This window comes from Paenibacillus rubinfantis (assembly GCF_001486505.1).
Lineage (GTDB): Bacteria > Bacillota > Bacilli > Paenibacillales > Paenibacillaceae > Fontibacillus > Fontibacillus rubinfantis.
This window is the reverse complement of the sequence record NZ_LN909063.1, coordinates 459,487-480,840: the sequence shown is the minus strand read 5'-3', so window position 1 is coordinate 480,840 and position 21,354 is coordinate 459,487. Positions and strand designations below refer to the sequence as shown.

At 54.3% G+C, this 21,354-nt stretch carries 16 protein-coding genes; 3 read left to right on the top strand and 13 right to left on the bottom strand.

Going from position 1 to position 21,354, the window contains the following annotated elements; genetic code table 11:
- Positions 1–4: 4 nt before the first annotated feature.
- Complete coding sequence (locus tag BN3277_RS07265) at positions 5–2,314, bottom strand: nitric-oxide reductase large subunit (RefSeq protein ID WP_059041592.1); 2,310 nt, start codon at positions 2,312–2,314, stop codon at positions 5–7.
- Positions 2,315–2,447: 133 nt separating this feature from the next.
- Entirely contained in the window at positions 2,448–3,425 is a 978-nt protein-coding gene (locus BN3277_RS07260) for a Gfo/Idh/MocA family protein (RefSeq protein WP_059041591.1), read from the bottom strand.
- A 182-nt stretch (positions 3,426–3,607) separates the two neighbouring features.
- On the opposite strand from BN3277_RS07260, the gene BN3277_RS07255 reads away from it, so the two are divergent.
- Positions 3,608–4,258: a nitroreductase family protein gene (locus BN3277_RS07255; RefSeq protein WP_059041590.1), complete on the top strand. Its 651-nt coding sequence runs from the start codon at positions 3,608–3,610 to the stop codon at positions 4,256–4,258.
- 274 nt (positions 4,259–4,532) lie between these two features.
- Entirely contained in the window at positions 4,533–5,909 is a 1,377-nt protein-coding gene (gene gdhA / locus BN3277_RS07250) for an NADP-specific glutamate dehydrogenase (RefSeq protein ID WP_059041589.1), read from the top strand.
- A gap of 91 nt (positions 5,910–6,000) precedes the next feature.
- On the opposite strand, the gene BN3277_RS07245 is transcribed toward gdhA, so the two are convergent.
- The 11 genes from BN3277_RS07245 to BN3277_RS07195 form a co-directional block, all read right to left on the bottom strand.
- Entirely contained in the window at positions 6,001–7,179 is a 1,179-nt protein-coding gene (locus BN3277_RS07245) for an NAD(P)/FAD-dependent oxidoreductase (RefSeq protein WP_059041588.1), read from the bottom strand.
- A gap of 15 nt (positions 7,180–7,194) precedes the next feature.
- A complete protein-coding gene (locus tag BN3277_RS07240) occupies positions 7,195–7,635 on the bottom strand; it encodes a DUF1641 domain-containing protein (RefSeq protein WP_059041587.1) in 441 nt (146 codons plus the stop codon).
- 218 nt (positions 7,636–7,853) lie between these two features.
- Entirely contained in the window at positions 7,854–8,753 is a 900-nt protein-coding gene (locus tag BN3277_RS07235) for a glutamate biosynthesis transcriptional regulator GltC (protein WP_059041586.1), read from the bottom strand.
- 1,257 nt (positions 8,754–10,010) lie between these two features.
- Positions 10,011–11,333: an amino acid ABC transporter ATP-binding/permease protein gene (locus tag BN3277_RS07230; RefSeq protein WP_059041585.1), complete on the bottom strand. Its 1,323-nt coding sequence runs from the start codon at positions 11,331–11,333 to the stop codon at positions 10,011–10,013.
- On the bottom strand, positions 11,330–13,075 hold the full coding sequence (cydD, locus tag BN3277_RS07225; RefSeq protein WP_059041584.1) for a thiol reductant ABC exporter subunit CydD: 1,746 nt from the start codon (positions 13,073–13,075) through the stop codon (positions 11,330–11,332). The genes BN3277_RS07230 and cydD overlap by 4 nt, the downstream gene beginning before the upstream one ends.
- Positions 13,075–14,091, bottom strand: a complete 1,017-nt coding sequence (gene cydB / locus BN3277_RS07220; RefSeq protein WP_059041826.1) for a cytochrome d ubiquinol oxidase subunit II — start codon at positions 14,089–14,091, stop codon at positions 13,075–13,077. Before cydB ends, cydD begins: the two co-directional genes overlap by 1 nt.
- Positions 14,078–15,487 (bottom strand): cytochrome ubiquinol oxidase subunit I, encoded by a 1,410-nt coding sequence (locus BN3277_RS07215; protein WP_392396621.1) that lies wholly within the window; start codon positions 15,485–15,487, stop codon positions 14,078–14,080. The genes cydB and BN3277_RS07215 overlap by 14 nt, the downstream gene beginning before the upstream one ends.
- A 181-nt stretch (positions 15,488–15,668) precedes the next feature.
- Entirely contained in the window at positions 15,669–16,043 is a 375-nt protein-coding gene (locus BN3277_RS07210; protein WP_059041583.1) for a nitrous oxide-stimulated promoter family protein, read from the bottom strand.
- On the bottom strand, positions 16,033–17,700 hold the full coding sequence (locus BN3277_RS07205; RefSeq protein WP_059041582.1) for a hypothetical protein: 1,668 nt from the start codon (positions 17,698–17,700) through the stop codon (positions 16,033–16,035). Before BN3277_RS07205 ends, BN3277_RS07210 begins: the two co-directional genes overlap by 11 nt.
- A 3-nt stretch (positions 17,701–17,703) precedes the next feature.
- Positions 17,704–18,492 carry an ABC transporter ATP-binding protein gene (locus BN3277_RS07200; RefSeq protein ID WP_059041581.1) on the bottom strand — a complete coding sequence of 263 codons (789 nt, stop codon included), beginning with the start codon at positions 18,490–18,492 and terminating at the stop codon, positions 17,704–17,706.
- A gap of 134 nt (positions 18,493–18,626) precedes the next feature.
- Positions 18,627–20,090: a catalase gene (locus BN3277_RS07195; protein WP_059041580.1), complete on the bottom strand. Its 1,464-nt coding sequence runs from the start codon at positions 20,088–20,090 to the stop codon at positions 18,627–18,629.
- Positions 20,091–20,373: 283 nt separating this feature from the next.
- On the opposite strand from BN3277_RS07195, the gene BN3277_RS07190 reads away from it, so the two are divergent.
- The gene (locus tag BN3277_RS07190) at positions 20,374–21,198 is read left to right on the top strand and encodes an aldo/keto reductase (RefSeq protein WP_059041579.1); all 825 of its coding nucleotides are present in this window, start codon (positions 20,374–20,376) and stop codon (positions 21,196–21,198) included.
- The last annotated feature ends 156 nt before the right edge of the window (positions 21,199–21,354 follow it).

The window sequence follows — 21,354 nt, the reverse complement described above, 5'->3', positions numbered from 1 at the left end:
CCTCCTACTCGAAGCTTTCTTCTTCGGCGACGTTGGGTTTACGCAGGTGGAACATCGAACGGACGACGACGTACACCAGCGGCACAATCCCCGCCACGATAAAGATCGTGTCCGGAATCATCCGCAGCCACAACAGCAGGCTTACCGTATCCTGTTGATAGAAGGAGAAATCGCGCGCTGACCAGAAGCCAAAGTCAAACGAATGCTTCAACTGGATAAAGCCGACCGGCAGGAGGGTGATCACGATCATCCCTGTTAACCCGATGTTCAATCCCCAGCAGGAGATCCGCAGCAGCTTGTCGTTCCATTGCTCCGGCTTCACGATGTTGCGCATCGTGTACAGCAGCACCGCGATCGCAAACATGCCGTACACGCCCATCATCGATCCGTGCGCATGCGCCGTCGTCAGCGTGGAGCCGTGCATGAAATAGTTGACTGCAGGCAGGTTGATCAAGTAGCCCAGCACCCCTGCGCCAACCAAGTTCCAAATCGCCGTCGACACCAGGAATCGGAAGGCGGAGGTGTACGGGAACGTTTGGCCGCCATCCTTCATCATTTTGTATTGGTCGTAAGCCTCTAAGATCAACAGCGTCAGCGGAATAACTTCCAGCGCCGAGAATACCGCGCCCAAGGCAATCCAAATCTCCGCCGATCCGTTGTAGTAGTAGTGGTGTCCGATCCCGATCACGCCGCTGCCCAGCAGCAAAATCAGCTGGAACAATAACGAGCGCACCGTGGATTCCTTCGTCACCAGCTTCATACGCACCATCAGGAAGCCGATAACAACAACGGCAAAGACCTCAAAGATCCCTTCGACCCACAAATGGATGATCCACCACCGCCAATAATCGGCGTAAGTGAACGATGTCGTTGGATTAAAGAAGAAGGCAAAGATATAGAAGAACGGCACCGCGATCGCTGAATAAAACAGCAAATGCGTTAACCCGCCCTTATCGGTTTCCTTCCGCAGCGCGCTGCGGATGGCGCGGTACACGATATACAGCCAGATCGCCATGCCGACCACCAGCAGGATTTGCCAGAAGCGACCTAACTCCAGGTACTCCCAGCCTTGATGACCTAACCAGAACCACAGGTTGCCGAGGTAGCCTTTGGCGCCAAGCCATTCCCCGATCGTACTCCCCGCCGTGAGCGCGACCAGTGCCCAGAACAGGATGTCGACCAGCAGCCCCTGGCGTTTCGGCTCCTTCCCGCCGACGAGCGGAGCCACGTAAATCCCCATACCCAGCCACGCTGTCGCGACCCAAAGGATAACCAGCTGCAAATGATACGATTTGGCGATATTAAACGGGAACAGCTTAACGATCCAATCCAATCCGAAGAAGCCGTTAGGTTCAACGTAATAATGCGCCAGCAACGCCCCGAAACCAACCTGGATCAGGAATAGAAGCACAACGACGAGAAAGTATTTCGCCGTTTTGACCTGGCTTGCCGTCACCGGCATGCGGTTTAGATCCAATACCGGGAATTTGCCCGGCTCATAAGCTTCCTGCATATACAGCCGGTAGCGGTTGTAGAAATACAAGATTAATCCCAGCACGAGTATCAAAACCGTCATACTGACGCCGCTCCATAAAATAGCGGAATAACTCATCGTATTGCCAGCATCTTCGAAATACGGCCAGTTGTTCGTGTACGTAATCGTGTCGCCCGGCCGCTGCGTCCCGGACAGCCATGCGGTCCAGAAGAAGAAATCGGCGATTTGCTTGCGCATATCCCCCGGCGCCACATATGCGCGGCTTTCCTCCGGCATCGTCTCGTTTCCGAACAAATCAGGCTGAATGCCACGCCCGTCGCCTTCCGTGAAGACCTGATCATAATAGGCGCGAACCCGCTCCAAACCTTCCGCCTGGCCGTCCGTCAGAACCAAGGTTTTGGCGTTTTTGTCGTAGCGGTTCTGCTTCATTTCCGCCTTGACCTTCTCAAAAATCAACGTCTGCTGCTCCGAAGCCAGGTTGGCATAATCCACCCCGTACTCCGCTTGCGCATGCGTATCATGCATGGCATCCGTGATGATTTTGAGCGCCTGCGCCGTGTAATCCGGCCCCAAATAAGAACCATGCCCTAGCACGGTGGCGTAGTCCATCAGGCCATACTTCTGAAATACTGCTTGCCCCCCGGTAATTTGCTCCTGGGTCGTCAACACTTCACCTGAGCTATTCACGACCTTCAGCGGCGTAGGTGCCTGCGATTTAAAAATCCAATATCCTCCGGCAATCAGTACCGTAAAGCTCAGCAAAAGGACACAGATCAGAATTCCCTTCAAAAATGAATTTTGGGCTTGATTTCCCTTCATTCCCTCGTCTCTCCTTTCCTCTAGACAGACTCAGGATAAGATTTCAGAAGGAAGGGAATTGTGATTCGGATTACAAATCTGGATTTCTTTATCTTTCCACAACGAAAAAGATCACATATATTTCAAATTTTCCTTATTCTCCAACGCGTACCGGGTTCCCCGTCCGAGCCGACTCCAAGGCGGCGCAGGTGATCTGCTGGGTTCGCATGGCATCGGCGTAGTCCGACAAGATCCGCGAGGTATCGCCAGTACGCAGGGCATGGATAAACGCCTCCGTCTCCGCGAGGTAGGGATTATCTTGTCCCGTATAAACCGTCTTCGTCCCCGGCAGGTTGATCTCCAGCCGCTCCGGGCTCCAGGCCAGAATGCCGCCATCAGTGTACAATTGCAGCCCAACTTCGGATATGCCGCCCGGCAAAATGCAGGTATTGGAGATGGTGGCCACCGCTCCGCTCTGCAGCTTCATCGTGACGGTACCCACGTCCGGGACGGTCACGTTCTCGAAGCGTTCCTGCACGACCCGGTTTCCGTAGGCGGCGTACACCTCGCTGACCTCGCCAACCGTATAACGAAGCAGGTCAACGATGTGGGTCGTCTGCTCCACGAACTGCCCGCCGGACCCCTCCAGGCTACGCCACCAGGCCACTTGCGGCATGTCGCCCATCCAAGCGCCCAGGGCCATGCCGATCGTCCGACCTTCCAGGGATTCCTTCAGCTTACGAATCGATTCTTTATAACGAAAATGATAGCCTACCGCATGAACCAACGGTTTTTGCTGTAACCGTGCGAGAATCCGTTGAGGCGTCTCCAGATCTGCAGCCAGCGGCTTCTCCACGAAAAAGGGAATGCCCCGTTCGATCAACTCGGCTTCAATCTCCCCATGCGCTGCTGGCGGGATACAGAGATACACGGCATCGAGCTTCTGCGAGTCCAGCATATCCGTTAAGCTGCCGAAGCCAATAGCCCCCGGATAGCGGTCCGCCAAGGCCTGCGCTTTCGCCGCCGTCGTCCCTGTAACCGCTGCCACTCGAACGCCGTCCAAGCCCGCCAATATATCGCCATGCACCTTGCTGAACCACCCCGTACCCACGATTCCGATCTGCAATGTCATGTGAATCCCTCCCTGTATTTGAAAAATCGAAGTCGTTCAACTCCCTCTTTAAGATACTGGTTATCCTAAGGAACCACAAGTTTTTAACTTCCTGTCCCCATTAACTGTACTTGTAATCGTAACAGTTGAGGATTATACTGGTCACATACAGAAAACGAAATAGAAAGGGTGGAGCTGTTAAAATGAGCACGTTAAATCAAGTGGATTTAAATGATTTTTATACCGTCCTGAAGGAAAGACATTCCGTCCGCGCCTACGACCCGACGGTAAAAATCCCCCGCGAGGAACTCAAAGAAATCGTGGAGCTGTCCTTGTCCGCTCCATCCTCATCCAATTTGCAGCCTTGGCGGTTCCTGATCATCGATGAGCCGCAGTTAAAGGAGAAGCTGCTCCCGATCGCCAACAATCAGCAACAGGTTGTGGATTCGGCAGCCGTGATTGCCGTGTTGGGCGATCTTCGCTCGTACGAGCGCGCCGAAGAGATTTATGCCGAGGCGGTTCGGATTGGCGCCATGACGGAAGAGGTCAAAGCTAACTTTGTTGAGCGCCTACAAAAAGGTTATGGCAGCATGGGAACGGATCGTTTGTATCAAATCAGTCTGTTGGACGCCGGCCTGGTGTCGATGCAGCTGATGCTGATCGCCAAAGCTAAAGGTTATGACACCGTGCCGATGGGTGGATATAACGCCGAGCAATTCGCCGAGGCTTTCGAGGTACCGGAAACCTTGAAGCCGATCCTGTTAATCGCCATCGGCAAGGCCGCGAAACCGGCTCATGCGACGCCACGTCTGTCGGCGGACCGGGTGACTTATTTTAACGCCTTCCAGAAATAATTACCAGACCCCAAAAGAACGGTCCAAACCGCATCCAACACGCTTGCGGAGTGGGCCGTTTTTTTTCGTCTGAACCGCCTATTCCCGGACATAATACTCCTGATCCACCTTACCGCAAGGCCGATCTCCACTCCAGTTCATCTCATTCGATCATCAACTTGATCTCAAATTAGCTTTGTTAATAGCTTACATCAATATTACAATAGAGGTCATAAATATCGTGAAATGGTGAACGTACTCAATCGATTACGACACAAGAAAGGTGGAGTGGATCATGGCTTTAACACAGCAGCGCGAAGCAGGCCAAGAGGCAGCTCGCAAGTATGTCAATCAGGTATACGAAACCGTCCAACAACGCAATCCGGGGGAGCTTGAATTTCACCAAGCCGTCAAGGAAATCCTTGACTCGCTGGTTCCCGTGTTCGCCAAACATCCGAAATACCAGGAGCAGGGAATTCTCGAGCGGATCGTTGAGCCGGAAAGAATGATCAGCTTCCGCGTGCCTTGGGTGGATGATCAAGGCAAGGTGCAAGTCAACCGCGGTTTCCGCGTTCAATTCAACAGTGCGATTGGTCCTTATAAAGGCGGCCTCCGCTTCCACCCTTCCGTGAACGGCAGCATCATCAAATTCCTTGGGTTCGAGCAAATCTTCAAGAACTCCTTGACAGGGCAACCGATCGGCGGCGGCAAAGGCGGATCCGATTTCGACCCGAAAGGCAAATCCGACCTCGAAGTCATGCGTTTTACACAAAGCTTCATGACGGAGCTGTCCAAATATATCGGTCCGGATACGGACGTCCCTGCAGGTGATATAGGTGTGGGTGCCCGAGAGATCGGCTACATGTTTGGCCAATACAAACGGCTGTACGGCAATGAAACTGGGGTATTAACCGGTAAAGGCCTCACTTACGGAGGCAGCTTAACTCGAACCGAAGCCACGGGCTACGGACTGGTCTACTTCACCAGTGAAATGCTGGCGAGCCGCGGTGACAGCTTCGCAGGAAAGACCGTCGTCGTCTCTGGTTCCGGGAACGTATCGATCTATGCCATTGAGAAAGCACAACAGCTTGGCGCGAAAGTCGTGGCTTGCAGTGATTCGAACGGTTATATCTACGACAAGAGCGGAATTAACCTTGAAACCGTGAAGCGCTTGAAGGAAGTGGAGCGCAAACGGATCAAGGAATACGTGAACGAACATCCTACTGCGGAATATGTGGAAGGCTGCCAGAACATCTGGAATATCCCTTGCGACATCGCTTTGCCTTGTGCGACGCAAAACGAAATCAACGAAGCCGCAGCGAAGCAAATGGTCGCAAACGGCGTTAAATACGTGGCCGAAGGCGCGAACATGCCGTCTACCTTGGAGGCCATCGAGGTTTACTTGAACAACGGAATCTACTTCGGACCGGCCAAAGCGGCTAACGCTGGTGGGGTCGCCGTCTCCGCGCTGGAAATGGCGCAAAACAGCGCAAGACTTGCTTGGACGTTCGAGGAAGTAGACGCGAAGCTCAAAGACATCATGCACAACATCTACCAAAGCAGCGTGAATGCGGCAGAGGAGTTCGGCTATACCGACAACCTGGTCGTAGGTTCGAATATCGCCGGTTTCCTGAAGGTTGCGGATGCCATGCTAGCTCACGGGATCGTGTAAATCAGATCTATAGTAAAAAGAGTCGCCGGGAGGTTGATCCTCCCGGCGACTCTTTTGTATTTACAGGCTTTTTAGTTAGTGGCTATCCCGATTAATAAGCCAAAGCATCAAGCCCTTTGATATGGGACAAATACCGGATGTTGCTTGCTTCCTTCATCATCGTTGCTGGCAGACCACGCAGTTGGGTATTGCTTGCGCCAATCGTCGCCACGGCATCCTTGCGTCCGAGGGAGGCCAGCGTACCGGAGTTAACCGGGCTGAAGGTGTTCATTGGCTTGCCGCCCAGGTAAGCAAATAGATTGTAGCCGATCAGCTCGCCCATTTGCCATGCGATTTGCGCGGTTGGCGGGTAAGGACGACCGTCCGGTCCCATGTAGACAGCGCTGTCGCCGGCCACAAACACGTCCGGATGAGATACAGACTGCAGGAACTCATTAACCGAAGCGCGGCCGCGATTGACTTCCAAGCCCGATTCACCAACCAGCGGATTGCCTTGCACGCCACCCGTCCAAACGAAGGTGTTCGCCACGAGCTTTTGCCCGTCCTTCAGGTCGATCGTGTTGCCTTCCACATTCGTCACCGGCAGACCGGTCAGGAACTTCACGCCGCGTTTCTCAAGGCTGGCGGTGGCACGTTCAATCAACACGTCCGGCAGCACCGGCAAAATCTTCGGTCCCGCCTCAACCAGCATCAGCTTGATGTCGCCTTGCGGTACGCCGTACTTCTTCGTCAGCTCCGGCAGTTTATCCGCGATTTCCCCAACGAGCTCGACACCGGTTAATCCGCCGCCGCCGATCACAATCGCAGCGTCCGCTTCGTTGCCGGAGTTCGCATATTCACGAATGCGCGCTTCGATATGCTCATGGATCCGGTTAGCGTCGTCTGCCGACTTCAGCACCATGCTGTACTTCTCCAAGCCCGGAATGCCGAAATAAGCGGTGATGCTGCCCAGACCTACAACGAGGGCGTCATAAGACAAGACGGTGCCGTCGGAAAGTTTGACCTCTTTTTTATCTACCGAAAAATTCTCAACCTTCGCGATCCGCAGGTCGATGTCTTTGCCTTTGAACAGCTTCTCCAACGGCAGCGACACCGCACGTTCGGAAATACTGCCCGCCGCCAAGCGATGCAGCTCGGTGATGATCTGATGTGTTGGATATTGGTTCACTACCGTAATCCGAGCTTGCGATTTATCCATATACTTACGAGCCGACAAAGCGCTAAGCACGCCGCCGTAGCCGGCACCCAAAATCAAAATATGTTTAGACATAATCGTTTTCCTCCGTTAGTTTTGATGACGATCCCGTTCACCGGAAACCTGAAGATAAGCGTTCACGAACCGAAGCAGCTTTTGGGTTTGCGGATCCTTTAGCATCTTCATCAACCCAAACACCCCGATCACCTCTTGGCTATCCTCGGCACGGTCCTTCGCTTCGATCACGTTGGCGGCCAGGTGCTTCACTTTCCCCACAACCGGTCCCGCAATTTCCGAGATGGCGCCAACGGTGTCGCTCTTCAGAGTTTCATCGGAAGCCACTGTTTTGGCAAAATCATACGTTTTCGTCAAAGCCCCAACGAGTTCGTTTAATTTGGGAAGCTGCTCAACCAGCGCGGTCAGCGATTGCTGCACCTCCGGCTTCAAGAGCTGCTCCAGGAGCTCCTGCTGCCCGCTTGCGGCCGGGGCCGCGGTTTGCTCCGCCTTCGTTTCAGTAACTGTTTCTGACATATACGATTCTCCTTTGCGATAATCTGAGGACTACCCTGCCGAACTTCAGTTCATGCATAGTGTTCCTCCTTTGGATGCCTCTAACCGCATTAAGTTAGTGAAAATTTGCACATCTTAACCTTGAACAATCCGAATAAATTGTAACACATTTTCAACAAAAAAGGACCGTGCAAGTGACAATTTTCACGGCCCTGATTGATATCAATTTTCGATGAATTCTAAATTCCGTAAGAGGACGGTAATGTCTCCTTCAGAAAGTCATAAAAGAGTTTTTCCGTTGGTGCAAGCTCCCGATTGGCCGGAACAATCACCCCAACGTCCCGAGTTACCTGCGGCTCCATCATCGGCAGCGACACGATCGTGGACGGAATATGCTCGCCCAACGCGATTTCTGGAAGCAGCGTTAAGCCCAACCCGGCAGCCACCAGCCCTTTGATCGCATCGAGATCATCCCCTTCAAACGAAACCTTGGGCTGGAACCCGATTTTGTCGCAGGCTTCCACGACGATTTCCCTGAGAACAAAACCTTTCGGAAACAGTACGAATACGTCCTCCCTCAAGTCATCCAGCCCCACCGACTGGCGACTGGCCAGCCGATGTCCGGCAGGCAGCAGCACCTTGAACTTCTCACGGAACAACGCCTCGCCCGTCACCTGCACTTCTCCTTGAGGCACCGGGCCAATCATGGCCAAATTCATTACGCCGCCGCCGACCCAATCCAGCAGCTCCCGGTACGATCCATGCTGCAGCTGAAAATGCACCTCCGGATACCGACGCCGGAACGCCGACACGACCGTTGGGACCAGGTTGGCAGCCAGGCTGCTTGGAAACCCGATGCGAACCGTCCCGCGCTCCGGATCAAGATATTCGTTGATCTCTTGACGCGCCTGCTCGATCACCTTCATCATCTGCTCCATGTGCTGCAGGAACTGCCGGCCGATGGGCGTCAGCTTCACCTTCCGGCCTTCATGGACAAACAGATCGACGCCCAGCTCCGCCTCCAGCTTAAAGATTTGGCGGCTGACCGCCGACTGCGATACATGCAGTGCATACGACGCTTCCGTCACATGCTCCAGCTTCGCCGCCTCAATAAAGTATTGGATTTGCCTGAGCTCCATCCCCTCACCCCGTTCGCTGCATTTTTGTGGCTAAACCCGATTGGGTCAAAGTTTATAGCTTACACCTCATGTAAATATATTAAAAACCATTATATCGGCTCCCCCGCGAAAACGGAAGCACGAAAGGTATTTTCCTTAGGAAAGTTGAGGTTTCCTGCTGCTATAATGCCCGAAGTGGGGGAGGATGAGCCAAAAAGAGCGGGGAGGGGTGAGCGAGAACGGCTGATATTCGTAAGGCGAGATCAGGGATGGTCGAAGTAAGACTAGGGATGGGCTAGCTGGAGATGAGTTAGGGATGAGAGTAAGGAATGATGAGTAAGGAACGATGAGTAAGCAAGGTCGAGGAAGGCCGAAGCGAAGCCGCTGAAGCGAAAAGTGTGTTAAAGATGAGCGAAGCAGACTGCAGATGGTTGATTGAGAGTGTTGATGAATAAGGAGAGGTTACGGATAGGCAGAGTTGGCGGCAGAAAGTAAAGTGGACTGTTGATGAACAAAGGTGTAAAGCATGGTTCTGGTGCTCGAAGTAAGGCGATAGATGGACAAAGGTAGACTGCGGTTGGCGGATGAGTAAAACGTTACTGCAGATGGAAGAGTGAGGCTGTGGATGAACATGGTGAGCTACCGATGAGCAAGCGCAGATGGTAATTTGTTAAGTACAGATGAGTAAAGTAAAACCACTGATGACCCAAATGGCCCGCTGACTCCCCCTGATGACCCAAATGGCTCGCTGACTCCCTCTTCAAATGTAAAAGTGCAGTTCAACTCGACCGTTTCCGCCCAAAAAACGCAACTGAGATGTAAAAGTGCAGTTCATTTCGCCAATTTCGTGGTTCTGGGGCAAGATCGACTGAAATCAACTGCACTTTTGCAGCTTAACCGCCTAAATAGCCGATTTCCGCGAAAATGAAATGTACTTTTGCAGTTCAGCAACTTTGGAGGTGTCCAGCTACTTTGTGTCGTTATTCCGCTACCTTAGGGTGTCCAGTTACCTTCTGTCGTTATTCCGCTACCTCAGGGTGTCCAGTTACCTTGTGTCGTCATTCTGCTACTTTAGGGTGTCCAGTTACCTTCTGTCGTCATTCTGCTACCTTAGGGTGTCCAGTTACCTTGTGTCGTCATTTTGCTACTTTGGAGGTGTCCGACTAGCAACCTTTCTGCTGTCCATACAGCCCATCCCTTCTTCCCCTCAACCCCCGTGCATACACAAAACGGCGATGCCGGTTTCCCAGGCATCGCCGTCTAGCTTCAGTATGCGTCTTACTCCTCGGGGCAATCCAACTGGTACAAGTTGCGGTACCGCGGCTCGCGGGCCAGCAGTTCCGCATGGCTGCCGCGCATCACGATCCGTCCGCGCTCCATGAACACGATCTCGTCCATGCGTTCGGCGCCAACGAGGTGATGCGTCACCCAGATCAGCGACTTGCCTTGCGTCGTGCGGAAGATCGTCGCCAGCAGCTCGCGTTCGGTACGCGGATCGAGGCCGACGGTGGGCTCATCGAGGATGAGCACCGGCGTGTCCTGCAGGAGGATCCGCGCCAGGGCTACGCGCTGCCGTTCGCCGCCGGAGAACCGCCGACCCGTTTCACGCATCGGCGTGTTCATCCCCTGCGGCAGCGGCGCGTCGCCCCCCTCGCCCGAGATCCGGGCGAGCCGATCCAGCGACACGCGATACTGCGGCGTGCGCTCCACCGCTTCGGACACGGGCAGAAACGCGTCCGACAGCGGGAACACGATCAGGACGAACGCCGCAATCAGCGTGGCGTCCATCCGTCCGGCCGCCGCTTCGCCGCCGGCCCAATACACCATCGAGACGACGACAAGGCCCACGACGAAGTGGCCGATCAAGCTGCGCCAGCGGGCCCAGCTCCGCAGCTTGCGGTCCTTGCGAGCCACCGCGGCCTCATCCTCCGCATAGGAGGCCAAGAACTCCGCGGTCCGGCCGCTGATGACCCAATCGCCGATGCCCATCACCGCATCGGTCAGCTTCTGATACAACCCGTTCCGCTCGCGCTTCACTTCTTCGTTTGTCGCGCGCGTCAACCGCAGCGACAGGTACGGCAGCACCGCGACGAGCACGAAGATGTACGCGGCCAACAGCAACGCAAACGTCACATCGAACACGCCCATGGCAACCACCGCTGCCGCGTACAGAATCAGCGCTACGACGCTCGGGAACACAGTGCGGATATAAACGTTCTGCAGTTGCTCGATATCGTCGGCAAGCGCGCCGAGAATATCCCCCGTCCGGAACCGGGAACGGATGAATAACGCTTGCGGCTCCAGGACGCGGTATAGACGCACGCGCATTTTGGCCAGGATCCGCAGTACCGTATCATGGCCCACCAACCGCTCGACATAATGAATAACCGCCCGGCCGATCCCAAAGGTGCGCACGCCAACGATCGGAACGTAGACCAATAATATATTGTAGGGCTGCAGCGCCGACTTGGAGATCAGAAATCCGGAAGTAAACATCAGCATCCCTGCGGCAAGCAGCGTAAGCACGCCCAAAATCAGATATAAGACAAACCTTCCACTATACAACCGAAAATAGGGACGAATCCAGGACCCTTGCTTCATGTGATCTCCCCCCGCTGCGCCGACGCCAGCCGATAATAAGCTCCCCGCTTGGCCATCAGCTCGGCATGTGTCCCGGCTTCCGCCACTCGGCCCTGTTCCATCACCACGACGCGGTCCATTTCCCGCATCCAGTGCAGCCGATGAGTTGCCAGAATCACCAACTTCCCTTCAAACAGAGGCAGCATCGTATTCTTGAGCTCGTATTCCGTCTCGATATCCAAATGCGCCGTGGGCTCATCGAGCAAAATAATCGGCCGCCGGCTGAGCAACGCCCGGGCCAGCGCCACGCGCTGCTCCTGCCCCCCGCTTAACGGCCGACCGCCGCCGCCGATAAGCTCGTCTAGCCCGCCCGGCAAGCTGCGCATAAGCCCGTCCAGCCCGGCGGCCGCCGCGGCTCGCTTCACCTCTTCCCGCGTGGCTTCCGGCGCGTTAAAGCGGATATTGTCCGCCAAGGATCCGCTGAAAATATACGGATTCTGCGGGATATAGGTGATCTGCTCCCGCCAGCCCTGCGCGGTCAAATCCCCCAACTCCGTACCGTTCAGCATCACTCGACCCGAGGTCGGCCGCAGAAAGCCGCCCAGCACATCGATCAGCGTCGATTTGCCGGCTCCGCTTTCACCGATAATGCCGATCTTACCCATGCCGCCCAGCGTCAGGTTCACCTCGGCTAAGGAAGGCTTATTCGCGGCATTTACCTCCTCGTGGACGACGCCAATCCCGCGTAAGCTTAACGTGCTGTCCGGGGTCCACATCCAGCTTGTTCCTGGCGGAATCGGCGCAGCTTTCGCCGCCTCCTCTTCCGCAGCGGCGATAATCTCGTTCATCGCTTCGCCGGCGGCCTTGCCGTCCTGGGTCGCGTGAAAATCCGCGCCAACCATGCGAACCGGCAGGAAATATTCCGGCGCCAGGATGAGCACGGTCAACGCCGGAAGCAGCACCATTTCCCCATTCACCAACCGCAGCCCCAGGCTAACCGCCACCGAAGCGACGGACAACATCGTAAAGAAATCCAGGGCAAACGAGGACAGGAACGCCACTCGCAGCGTTCGCATCGTAGCTGAGCGGTAGGCGTCACTGACCCGTTCGATCGAGGAGACATGCGACTTGCTGCGCCCTAAAAATTTCAGCGTCTCCAGCCCGCGAAGCGAATCGACGAAATGATTGGATAACGTGCGGTAGGATTTGAGCTGCCGCTCCGTCTGCTTCCGCGCCGCAAGCCCAACCAGGATCATGAAGGCGATCAGAATCGGCATGGTGATCGTTAAAATAATCCCGGAAGCCAGATCCAGCTTCAATACATAAGCTAAAATCAAAATCGGCGTTAGGCCCGTTGCCAACATGCGCGGAATAAACAACTCCAAATAATTGCGGTATTTCGTTACGCCTTCGAGCACTAAGGTCACCAAATTCCCGGTGCCTTCGGTCCCGGCAAAACGCGGTCCCAGTTGAAACAGCTTCTCCAGCACCCGTTCCCGCAGGCTCCGCCCCGTCTCATCGGCGAAGGCGTAAGCCGTCTTCTGCTGCAGCATGCCGCAGCCCTGTCGCACGATAAAAGCAAGCAGGAACAAGCCGGCCCCACCGGCTTGTTCCTGCAGCTTGGCTCCGGCAAACAGAGCGGAGACGACCTCCGCCAGCCATTTGGCCTGCCAGATGATGGCAAAGCTCTGAACCAGGGTCAGCAAGGCCATGATCGCCATGACCGGCTTGATCCCCGCGATTTTCATCAATCCGCGTCCCATTAATATTCCAAATGCTCCTTCTCGTGTACGCGTTTATGGAAAACGAAATAACTCCAAATTTGATAACCCAGTACGAACGGCAGCAGGCTTAATGCCACGATCGTCATGACCTTCAACGAGTAGTGGCCGGAAGCGGCGTTATCGATCGTTAAGGAGAAGGCTTCGCTAATCGAGCTGACCATCACCCGCGGGAACAAGCCGATAAACACCGCGGCGATCGACAGCGCGATCATCGTGCCGGTCATGCCAAACGCCCAGCCGTCCTTTTGCTTCGAGATAAACCAGCCGGACAACACAAATGCGGCTACGCCCAGCACCGCCACCAGGCCGATCAGCACGCCGCGCACTTCGAATACATCCGTTTCGAAGACCGTCAGCACGCCGAAGATCACGAACAAAGCGGCGAGCGGAATCAACAGCTTGCGGGCCAGCTTGCGCGCCCGTTCCTGCAAGCTTCCAGTCGTCCGTAAGGACGCGAACAGCAAGCCATGCACCAGGCACAACATCACGACCGTGATGCCGCCAGCCAAAGTATACAGGTTGACCATATCAAACAACCCGGCTCTCATTTCCATATCTTCGCCGATCGGCAAGCCCTTCAGCAAGCCGGAGAAGACGACGCCCAGCAGAAACGGAGGCAGCAGGCTGCCGATGAAGATCGCCCAGTCCCACGTCGTTTTCCATTTCTCATGGCCTACTTTCCCGCGGAACTCGAAAGCGACGCCGCGCGCAATTAAAGCCAGAAGCAGGACAACAAGCGGGGTATAATAACCGCTGAACAGCGTGGCGTACCAGTTCGGGAACGCGGCGAACATCGCGCCGCCGGCCGTCAACAACCACACCTCATTCGCATCCCAGAACGGGCCGATCGAATTGATTAGAACCCGGCGTTCCATATCATTTTTGGCTAAAAACTTGGTACTCATTCCCACCCCGAAGTCAAAGCCTTCCAGGAAGAAGAAGCCAACAAACAACACCGCGACAAGGACAAACCAAAGTTCATTAAGAGACATGATATCCCTCCTTACCAAATGGATCCGCCAACTGCTCCGAGCCGGTGCTGGTGATCTCATTGGGTCCTTTCTTGATCACTTTCACGAACAGGTAAACCAATACGGCCCCAAGAACCGTATAAATCGCCGTAAAGGCAATCAGCGAGAACAGAATCTGTCCACCCGTTACGCTTGGGGATACGCTGTCCTTCGTTTGCATCAGGCCAAATACCGTCCACGGCTGACGTCCGAATTCGGTCATAACCCAACCGGACGTGTTGGCGATAAACGGCAACGAAATCGACCACAACATCACGCGATAGAACCAGTTGTTGTTCGGTTTTTCGAGTTTTTTGCGCCAAGCCAAATACGTGCCGTACAAAGCGAATACGATCATCAAGCAACCGGCGGCGATCATGATGCGGAAGCTCCAGAAGGTCGTCCGAACCGGAGGAATGTAGTCCCCGGGACCGTAAGTTTGTTCATATTCGGCTTGCAGCTCGTGCATGCCTTTCACCTCGCCGGAGAACTTACTGTAAGACAGGAAGCTCAGCAGGTAAGGAATTTTGATCTCAAAATTGTTCTTCTCGTCGTTCGAATCAATATGTGCATACAACGTCCAAGGTGCAGGGTCGCCCGATTTGCCCCAAAGACCCTCGGAGGCGGCCATTTTCATCGGCTGCGTCTTCACCAAATATTGCGCTTGTTGGTGACCAAACATCGCCGTCCCAAACGAAGCAAGCAAAGCGACGATGACGGCGATCGTAAACGATTTTTTGAAGAAAGCGAGATCTTGGCGTTTCAACATTTTATACGCGCTGACCCCGGCGATTAAGAAGGCCCCGGTTGCAAAAGCCCCCAGCACGGTATGCGGGAATTCCACCCACAGCTGGCCATTGCCGATCAAGGCGAAGAAGTCGTTCATCTCCGCACGTCCGTTATTGATCTCGAAGCCGACCGGACGCTGCATAAACGAGTTCGCGGCCAAAATCCAGAAAGCCGAAACCGTCGTTCCCAAAGCAACCAACCAAATGCACAACAGGTGGACTTTCTTGGACAAACGGTCCCAACCGAAAATCCAAAGTCCGATAAACGTGGACTCCATAAAGAAGGCAAACAGCGCTTCAACCGCCAGCGGCGCACCAAAGACGTCCCCGACGAATCGGGAGTAATCCGACCAGTTCATGCCGAACTGGAACTCCTGGAGAATCCCCGTCACGACCCCTACCGCGAAATTGATAAGGAACAGTTTCCCCCAGAACTTCGCCATTCGTTTGTATTCTTCCTTCCCCTTGGTCACATACATCGTTTCCATGATCGCGATGAGCAGCACCAGACCGATGGATACAGGGACGAAGAAGAAATGGAAAATCGTTGTGACTGCAAACTGAAGGCGAGCAAGCAGAATCGGATCCAGCATTTCTTTTCCCTACTTTCTAATAATTATTATCTAATGTGAATTCTATCACCGGATCATGAAAACGAACGGGGAAAAAATAATAATTTTGTGACAGAAATCACATGAGAAATGTCACAAGTATGTACACAAGGACCAAACCCGCGGCAAATCAGCTTTTTTTGAGGGTCAAAAAAATATGACATTACTGTGAATGGGACTTCTTGATTCCGTCGAGCAGGTGCAGCATTGTGAGGACGGGGTAATGCCACAGCATTCGAGGTCCGGCAAAAGCCATCACCCGGCGGATCTGCTCCCGCTGGTCGGCCGCGTAACAATGCACGGGACACGTAAGGCAGGTGCTCTTCCCTTCACCGAACCGGCAGCGGTCCAGCCGCTGCTCAGCATATCGGTGAAGCTCGGCGCATTCGCCGCATAAGGGGGCTGCTGTGGAACGGTCCCCCGCCCTCCGGCGGGTCCGCTCCCTGTCGCCGTGAACCTTGCGGCAATACAACGCGATCATCCGGGCCACGGTGGCCTTCTCCCGGCGAATCCGCGGCCCATCGACGCTAGAGGCCATCCGGCGTCTCCTCCTTCCGCGTTCCGCGCGTCCGGAAAGCTAGTCTCCACGCAAGCCAAGTCCCTGCAATCAACAGAATCCCATACGCCACAATCCCAAACGGAAGGGTCGTCGCCAGCCAATGCAGCAAGCCAAACCCGCCAAGCAACAGCATCAACCCCATGATTACAAAGGTTTGATTTTGCTGTCCGGCCGCTTCAAACGGCTCGGAGAAGGGCAACCCCTTGCGTAAGCCCAGGAAACAGATAAGGGCATAAGCTTGCATTGCCAGCCCTGCCACAATCAAATCAGGGATAATGGAAGCTCCAAACAGCACGGCGAAAATCGCTGCCTCCACCCCATACAAAGGCAACATGAGCCGAACCAAACTTGCCAGCAGGACCCCTTTGTAAATGGGCGCTTCGCCGGAGATCGGGGCGGTCCGATAAATCCAGGCTGCTTTATATCGGCTGGAGTAACGCAGCATCATGATAAGCGTTGGCAGCATAATGCCGCTAGCATAAATGAACAAATACGAGCGGGAACCGGAGATTCCGTCCAAACCCTGATCCAGCCCGTTTGAGAATAAGAAAATGAAGGGAAACACGATGGAGAAACCTAAGGAAGGGTATACCTTTAGTTTAAACTCGCGTTCCGTCCCTATGATCGTCCAGGCAAACCGGAAAAAGGCGCGCTCCTGCGGCGTAGAGCAGAGCCAATCGGAGATTCGGCGCAGCGCTTTTCCCGAACCCTGGCCGCCCTTAACGCTAGGTTCCGCCAGCTTCTGCAGGTTGCGCTCCAGCGCCGGCATCAGCTTCAGGTACAGCAGGAAAGCGGCCAGCGGAACAACGATGGACAACGCCGCCAGCCCGGCATACGTGAGGCCTTCGCCTGGATGAAGCAGCGTTTGAAAGGAAGCGCCAACCCAGACCGGCGGTAACAGGTACTGCCACCACGCCGGCTTGAAGGCGATGTCCATCGCCGTAAAATCGAACAGCCGGACCAACACCTGATACCCCACCGCAATCGTGATCGTCATCCCGATCTGCACGTAATTGATCATATCCTTCAGCTTCTCGCCGTCAAAAAACCGCAGTACAACCAGATACAACAGCGCGGTCAGCACTACGATCAGCAAATCCATCAGGATCAGCTCCAGCAGCATCAAGGCAAAAAATCCGATCCCCTGCCGGAATAGCCCAACCGCCAGCGGAATCACCGCGATGGCTCCGGTCAGAAAGAATAAATAGATAAAGATATGTACCGTCTTCGCCATCGTGATCGTCCGGCGGTTGATCGGCTTGGTCGCCAGGATGCTTCGATCCCGAACATCCAGCAGCACCGAGGAGAAATCGGAGATCATCGAGGTCATGACCATAAACATCATAATCCCAAACAGGAGGCTCATCTGAAACAGCAGATGGTCCCCCATCAATACAAACATCGAGCTAAGTCCGCCAAAAATCACGTACAACCAGAGCGAACGCAGAAACTGGTTGCTATCCCCGGCATCCTCTTTCTGCCTCTTGTTCGAACCTTTGGTCAATGTAGGCACCCTTCTCGCATCCATCGCCAGTTTCACCTGTACGATTCGGCGCATCACCGGATAATCCACGCCCATCTTCTCGAATAATCCGCGGAATCGGTCCAACACCTGCAAGCTCTTCATCTCTTCCATCCGCTACACCTCTTGTACGATGGACACGAGCCGGCCGGCAATATCCAGATGCTCGTTAAACCCGGTCAATTGGTTGAAGATCTGTTCCAGCGACCCTTCATGGTTCTGGGCCTTCAACTCGTCAAAGCTGCCGTCGGCTACAATCCGGCCCCCGTCCAACAGGACGATCCGGCTGCTGATCTTCTCGACGACATCCATAATATGAGAGGAGTAAAAGATCGCTTTGCCCTGCGCCGCCAACAGCGCAAGCATTTCCTTGACGACCATGACGCTGTTGGCATCAAGCCCGCTGAGCGGCTCGTCCAGGAACAGCACGTCCGGATTGTGAAGCAGGCTGGAAATCAGCAGCACCTTTTGCTTCATTCCCTTGGAGAACGTAGAGATTCGGGCATGAATCACATCCCCCAACCCAAACTCCGTCATCATTCGGCGGGCTTTCATCTCCGCTTCATCGGCGGATAAGCCGTACAGCTCCCCGATAAATGTCAGGTACTCGCGAGCAGTCAGCGTATCGTAAAGCTCGGCAATCTCCGGAACGTATCCGATACGCTTCTTGTAATCAACGCCGCCATCGCTGGGATTTTGGCCAAAGACTTGTACCTCACCTTCATAACCCTCGACCAGGCCAAGCATGATTTTGACGGTTGTGCTTTTTCCCGCACCATTAGGCCCGATGTACCCGATAATCTGACCTGGATACACCTCCAAATCAACACCGTTCAAGACGGGGTTTCCTCCATAACTCATGCGTAAATCCTTCAGCTTAATCACCGGACTCGTTGTTGTCGTCATCGACTCAACTCCTTTCAACTGCCCTCAGTTTACCATAAATTTCCCATCGCTAGCGGAGGTTTTCCTCACACAAAAAGGCACCTCCCGAACCGCAAGCGGTACGAAAGATGCCCTCTTTATAGAAAAGGGATTGATTATCCCTGAGAATTGGATGGGATGAAGCCGCTGATATCCACGCCAAGCCCTTGCGCTAGTCGCATACCGTACTCCTTGTCGGCACGGAAGAAGTTGCATACGGCGCGCAGTTGAACCTGCTCCGGCGTCTGCTTCAGATCGTTCACCAGGTTGTGAATGAGATGATCCTTCTCCTCAGCGGTGAAGCTCCGGTACAGCTCGCCCGCTTGGGTGAAATCGTCGGTTTTGGCGATTTTCTCGCGACCAATCTGTCCGCTGACCGGTACTACGCTGTCACGATAAGCCGGATCTTCTTTCGGACTCGAATCAAAGCTGTTTGGCTCATAGTTAATTGGCGACGGATCCTGCTTCACGTTCATGAAGCCGTCCCGCTGGTGATTGCGCACCGGGGCATACGGACAGTTGACCGGGATTTGCAAGTAGTTGGCACCAAGACGGTAACGCTGGGTATCCGGGTAGGAGAACAAGCGACCCTGCAGCAGCTTATCTTCGGACGGTTCGATGCCGGGGACGAGCACGCTTGGCGAGAACGCCGATTGCTCCACTTCCGCGAAGAAGTTCTGCGGGTTGCGGTTCAGCGTCATCGTGCCGATTTTCACCAAAGGATAGCGGTCTTCCGGCCATACCTTCGTTGGATCCAGCGGGTCGAAGCTCCAGATATCCAAATCCTCTACCGGCATCAGCTGTACGTTCAGCTCCCACTGCGGGAAATTCCCGTCTTCGATGTGATCATACAGATCCCGCGTTGCGTGGTTAAAATCCCGGCCTTGCACCTCTTGGACTTCGGCGGCGGAGAGGGTTTTCACTCCCTGCTTCGATTTCCAGGTGTATTTAACGTATGTGATCTTGCCTTCGGCATTAATCCACTTAAAGGCATGAACGCCAAAGCCGTCCATCTGGCGGTAATTCGCCGGCGTCCCATGGTCCGAGAACACCCACGTCATCATATGCGTAGATTCGGTCGACAGGGTCATGAAATCCCAATACCGTGCCGGGTCTTGAATGTTTGTGTCCGGGGCCGGCTTCAGCGAGTGGACCATGTCCGGAAATTTGATCGCGTCACGGATGAAGAACACCGGGATATGGTTGCCCACCAGATCGTAGTTGCCTTCCTCGGTATAGAATTTCACGGCAAATCCCCGCGGATCCCGCGCCGTTTCCGGCGAGCCTTGCCCGTGAATCACCGTGGAGAAGCGAACGAACACCGGGGTTTCGCGTCCGGCCTCCTGCAGGAAATGGGCTTTCGTAAACTCCGCCATACTGCGCTCGGTAACGAAAACGCCATGGGCGCCTGCACCGCGCGCATGCACGACGCGTTCCGGAATCCGTTCACGGTCGAAATGCCCCAGCTTCTCGAGCAAATGGTAATCCTCCAACAGCGTAGGCCCACGCCCCCCCGCCGTCCGAGAATTTTGATTATCGCCTACCGGAGCGCCCTGATTCGTTGTCAACCGGTTATCCATCCTATCATTCCTTTCAATTTATTATTGCACTTAGACTTATTCTAAAATCTATAATAAATAGTACCACGTCCGCCTCTGGGCTGCATGAAGGTTCCATGAGGGCTTAATGAAGAAAGTTCAGCCTCCTCCTTTTTCTCCTTCGTTATTATGAGAATATGGGCGGAGCAACGCGAGTATGTCATCTTCCGCCTGGCCTGTTGGGATTGCAATTTGAAAATCGTACCTGGGAATGCTATACTCACCCTGAAATTAAGGAAGTAGACAAGAGAAGGAGCGACATCTCATGAATTTCGTCACTTTAAATAACGGATTACAAATGCCACAGCTGGGATTTGGTGTATGGCAAGTGCCCGACGAAGGGGCTACCGCCGCAGTAGCCAAGGCGCTGGAGGTAGGCTATACCTCGATTGATACGGCGATGATCTATCGCAACGAGGTTGGCGTCGGCAAAGCGATCAAGCAGTCCGGCATCTCCCGCGAGAAGCTGTTTATTACCACAAAAGTATGGAACAGCGATCAGGGTTATGACCGTACGCTCCGCGCCTATGACGAGAGCCTCGCGAGACTTGGACTGGATTATGTCGATTTGTACCTGATTCACTGGCCGATGCCGCAAGTGGATCAGTATGTAGAAACCTACAAAGCGCTAGAGAAACTGTACCGCGACGGTCGCGTCAAAGCGATTGGCGTATGTAATTTCGAGATCGAGCATCTGGAGCGCCTGTTGAAGGAAACGGAAATCAAGCCTGTGCTGAACCAAGTGGAATGCCACCCGCATCTGGCGCAAAACGAGCTGAAAGCCTTCTGCGCCCAGCACGACATCTTCGTTGAAGCTTGGAGCCCGCTGGAGCAAGGCGGCGAGGTACTCACTGATGCTGTTGTGAAATCCATTGCTGAAGCCCATGGCAAGACACCGGCTCAGGTTGTGCTTCGCTGGCATCTGCAGAACAATACGATCGTTATCCCGAAATCGGTCACCCCTGCGCGGATCGAAGAGAACTTCAACGTGTTCGACTTCAACTTAACCGACGCCGAAATGGAGCAGATCAACGGTTTGAACCTCAACCGTCGCAAAGGCTCGCATCCGAATGAGATGCACGTGCGTTAAGGACACGTTGCACGGGTCAATGGACTGGGATTGCTTGGCTAACGGACTCCACGGACCTTATCGGTTCATTTCCCGGAGATTTCCCGCTGTAACGGACTCCAATGACCTTATTGGACTCCTATGAAGGCAAATCCACCGTTGCAGGCCGGAATAAGG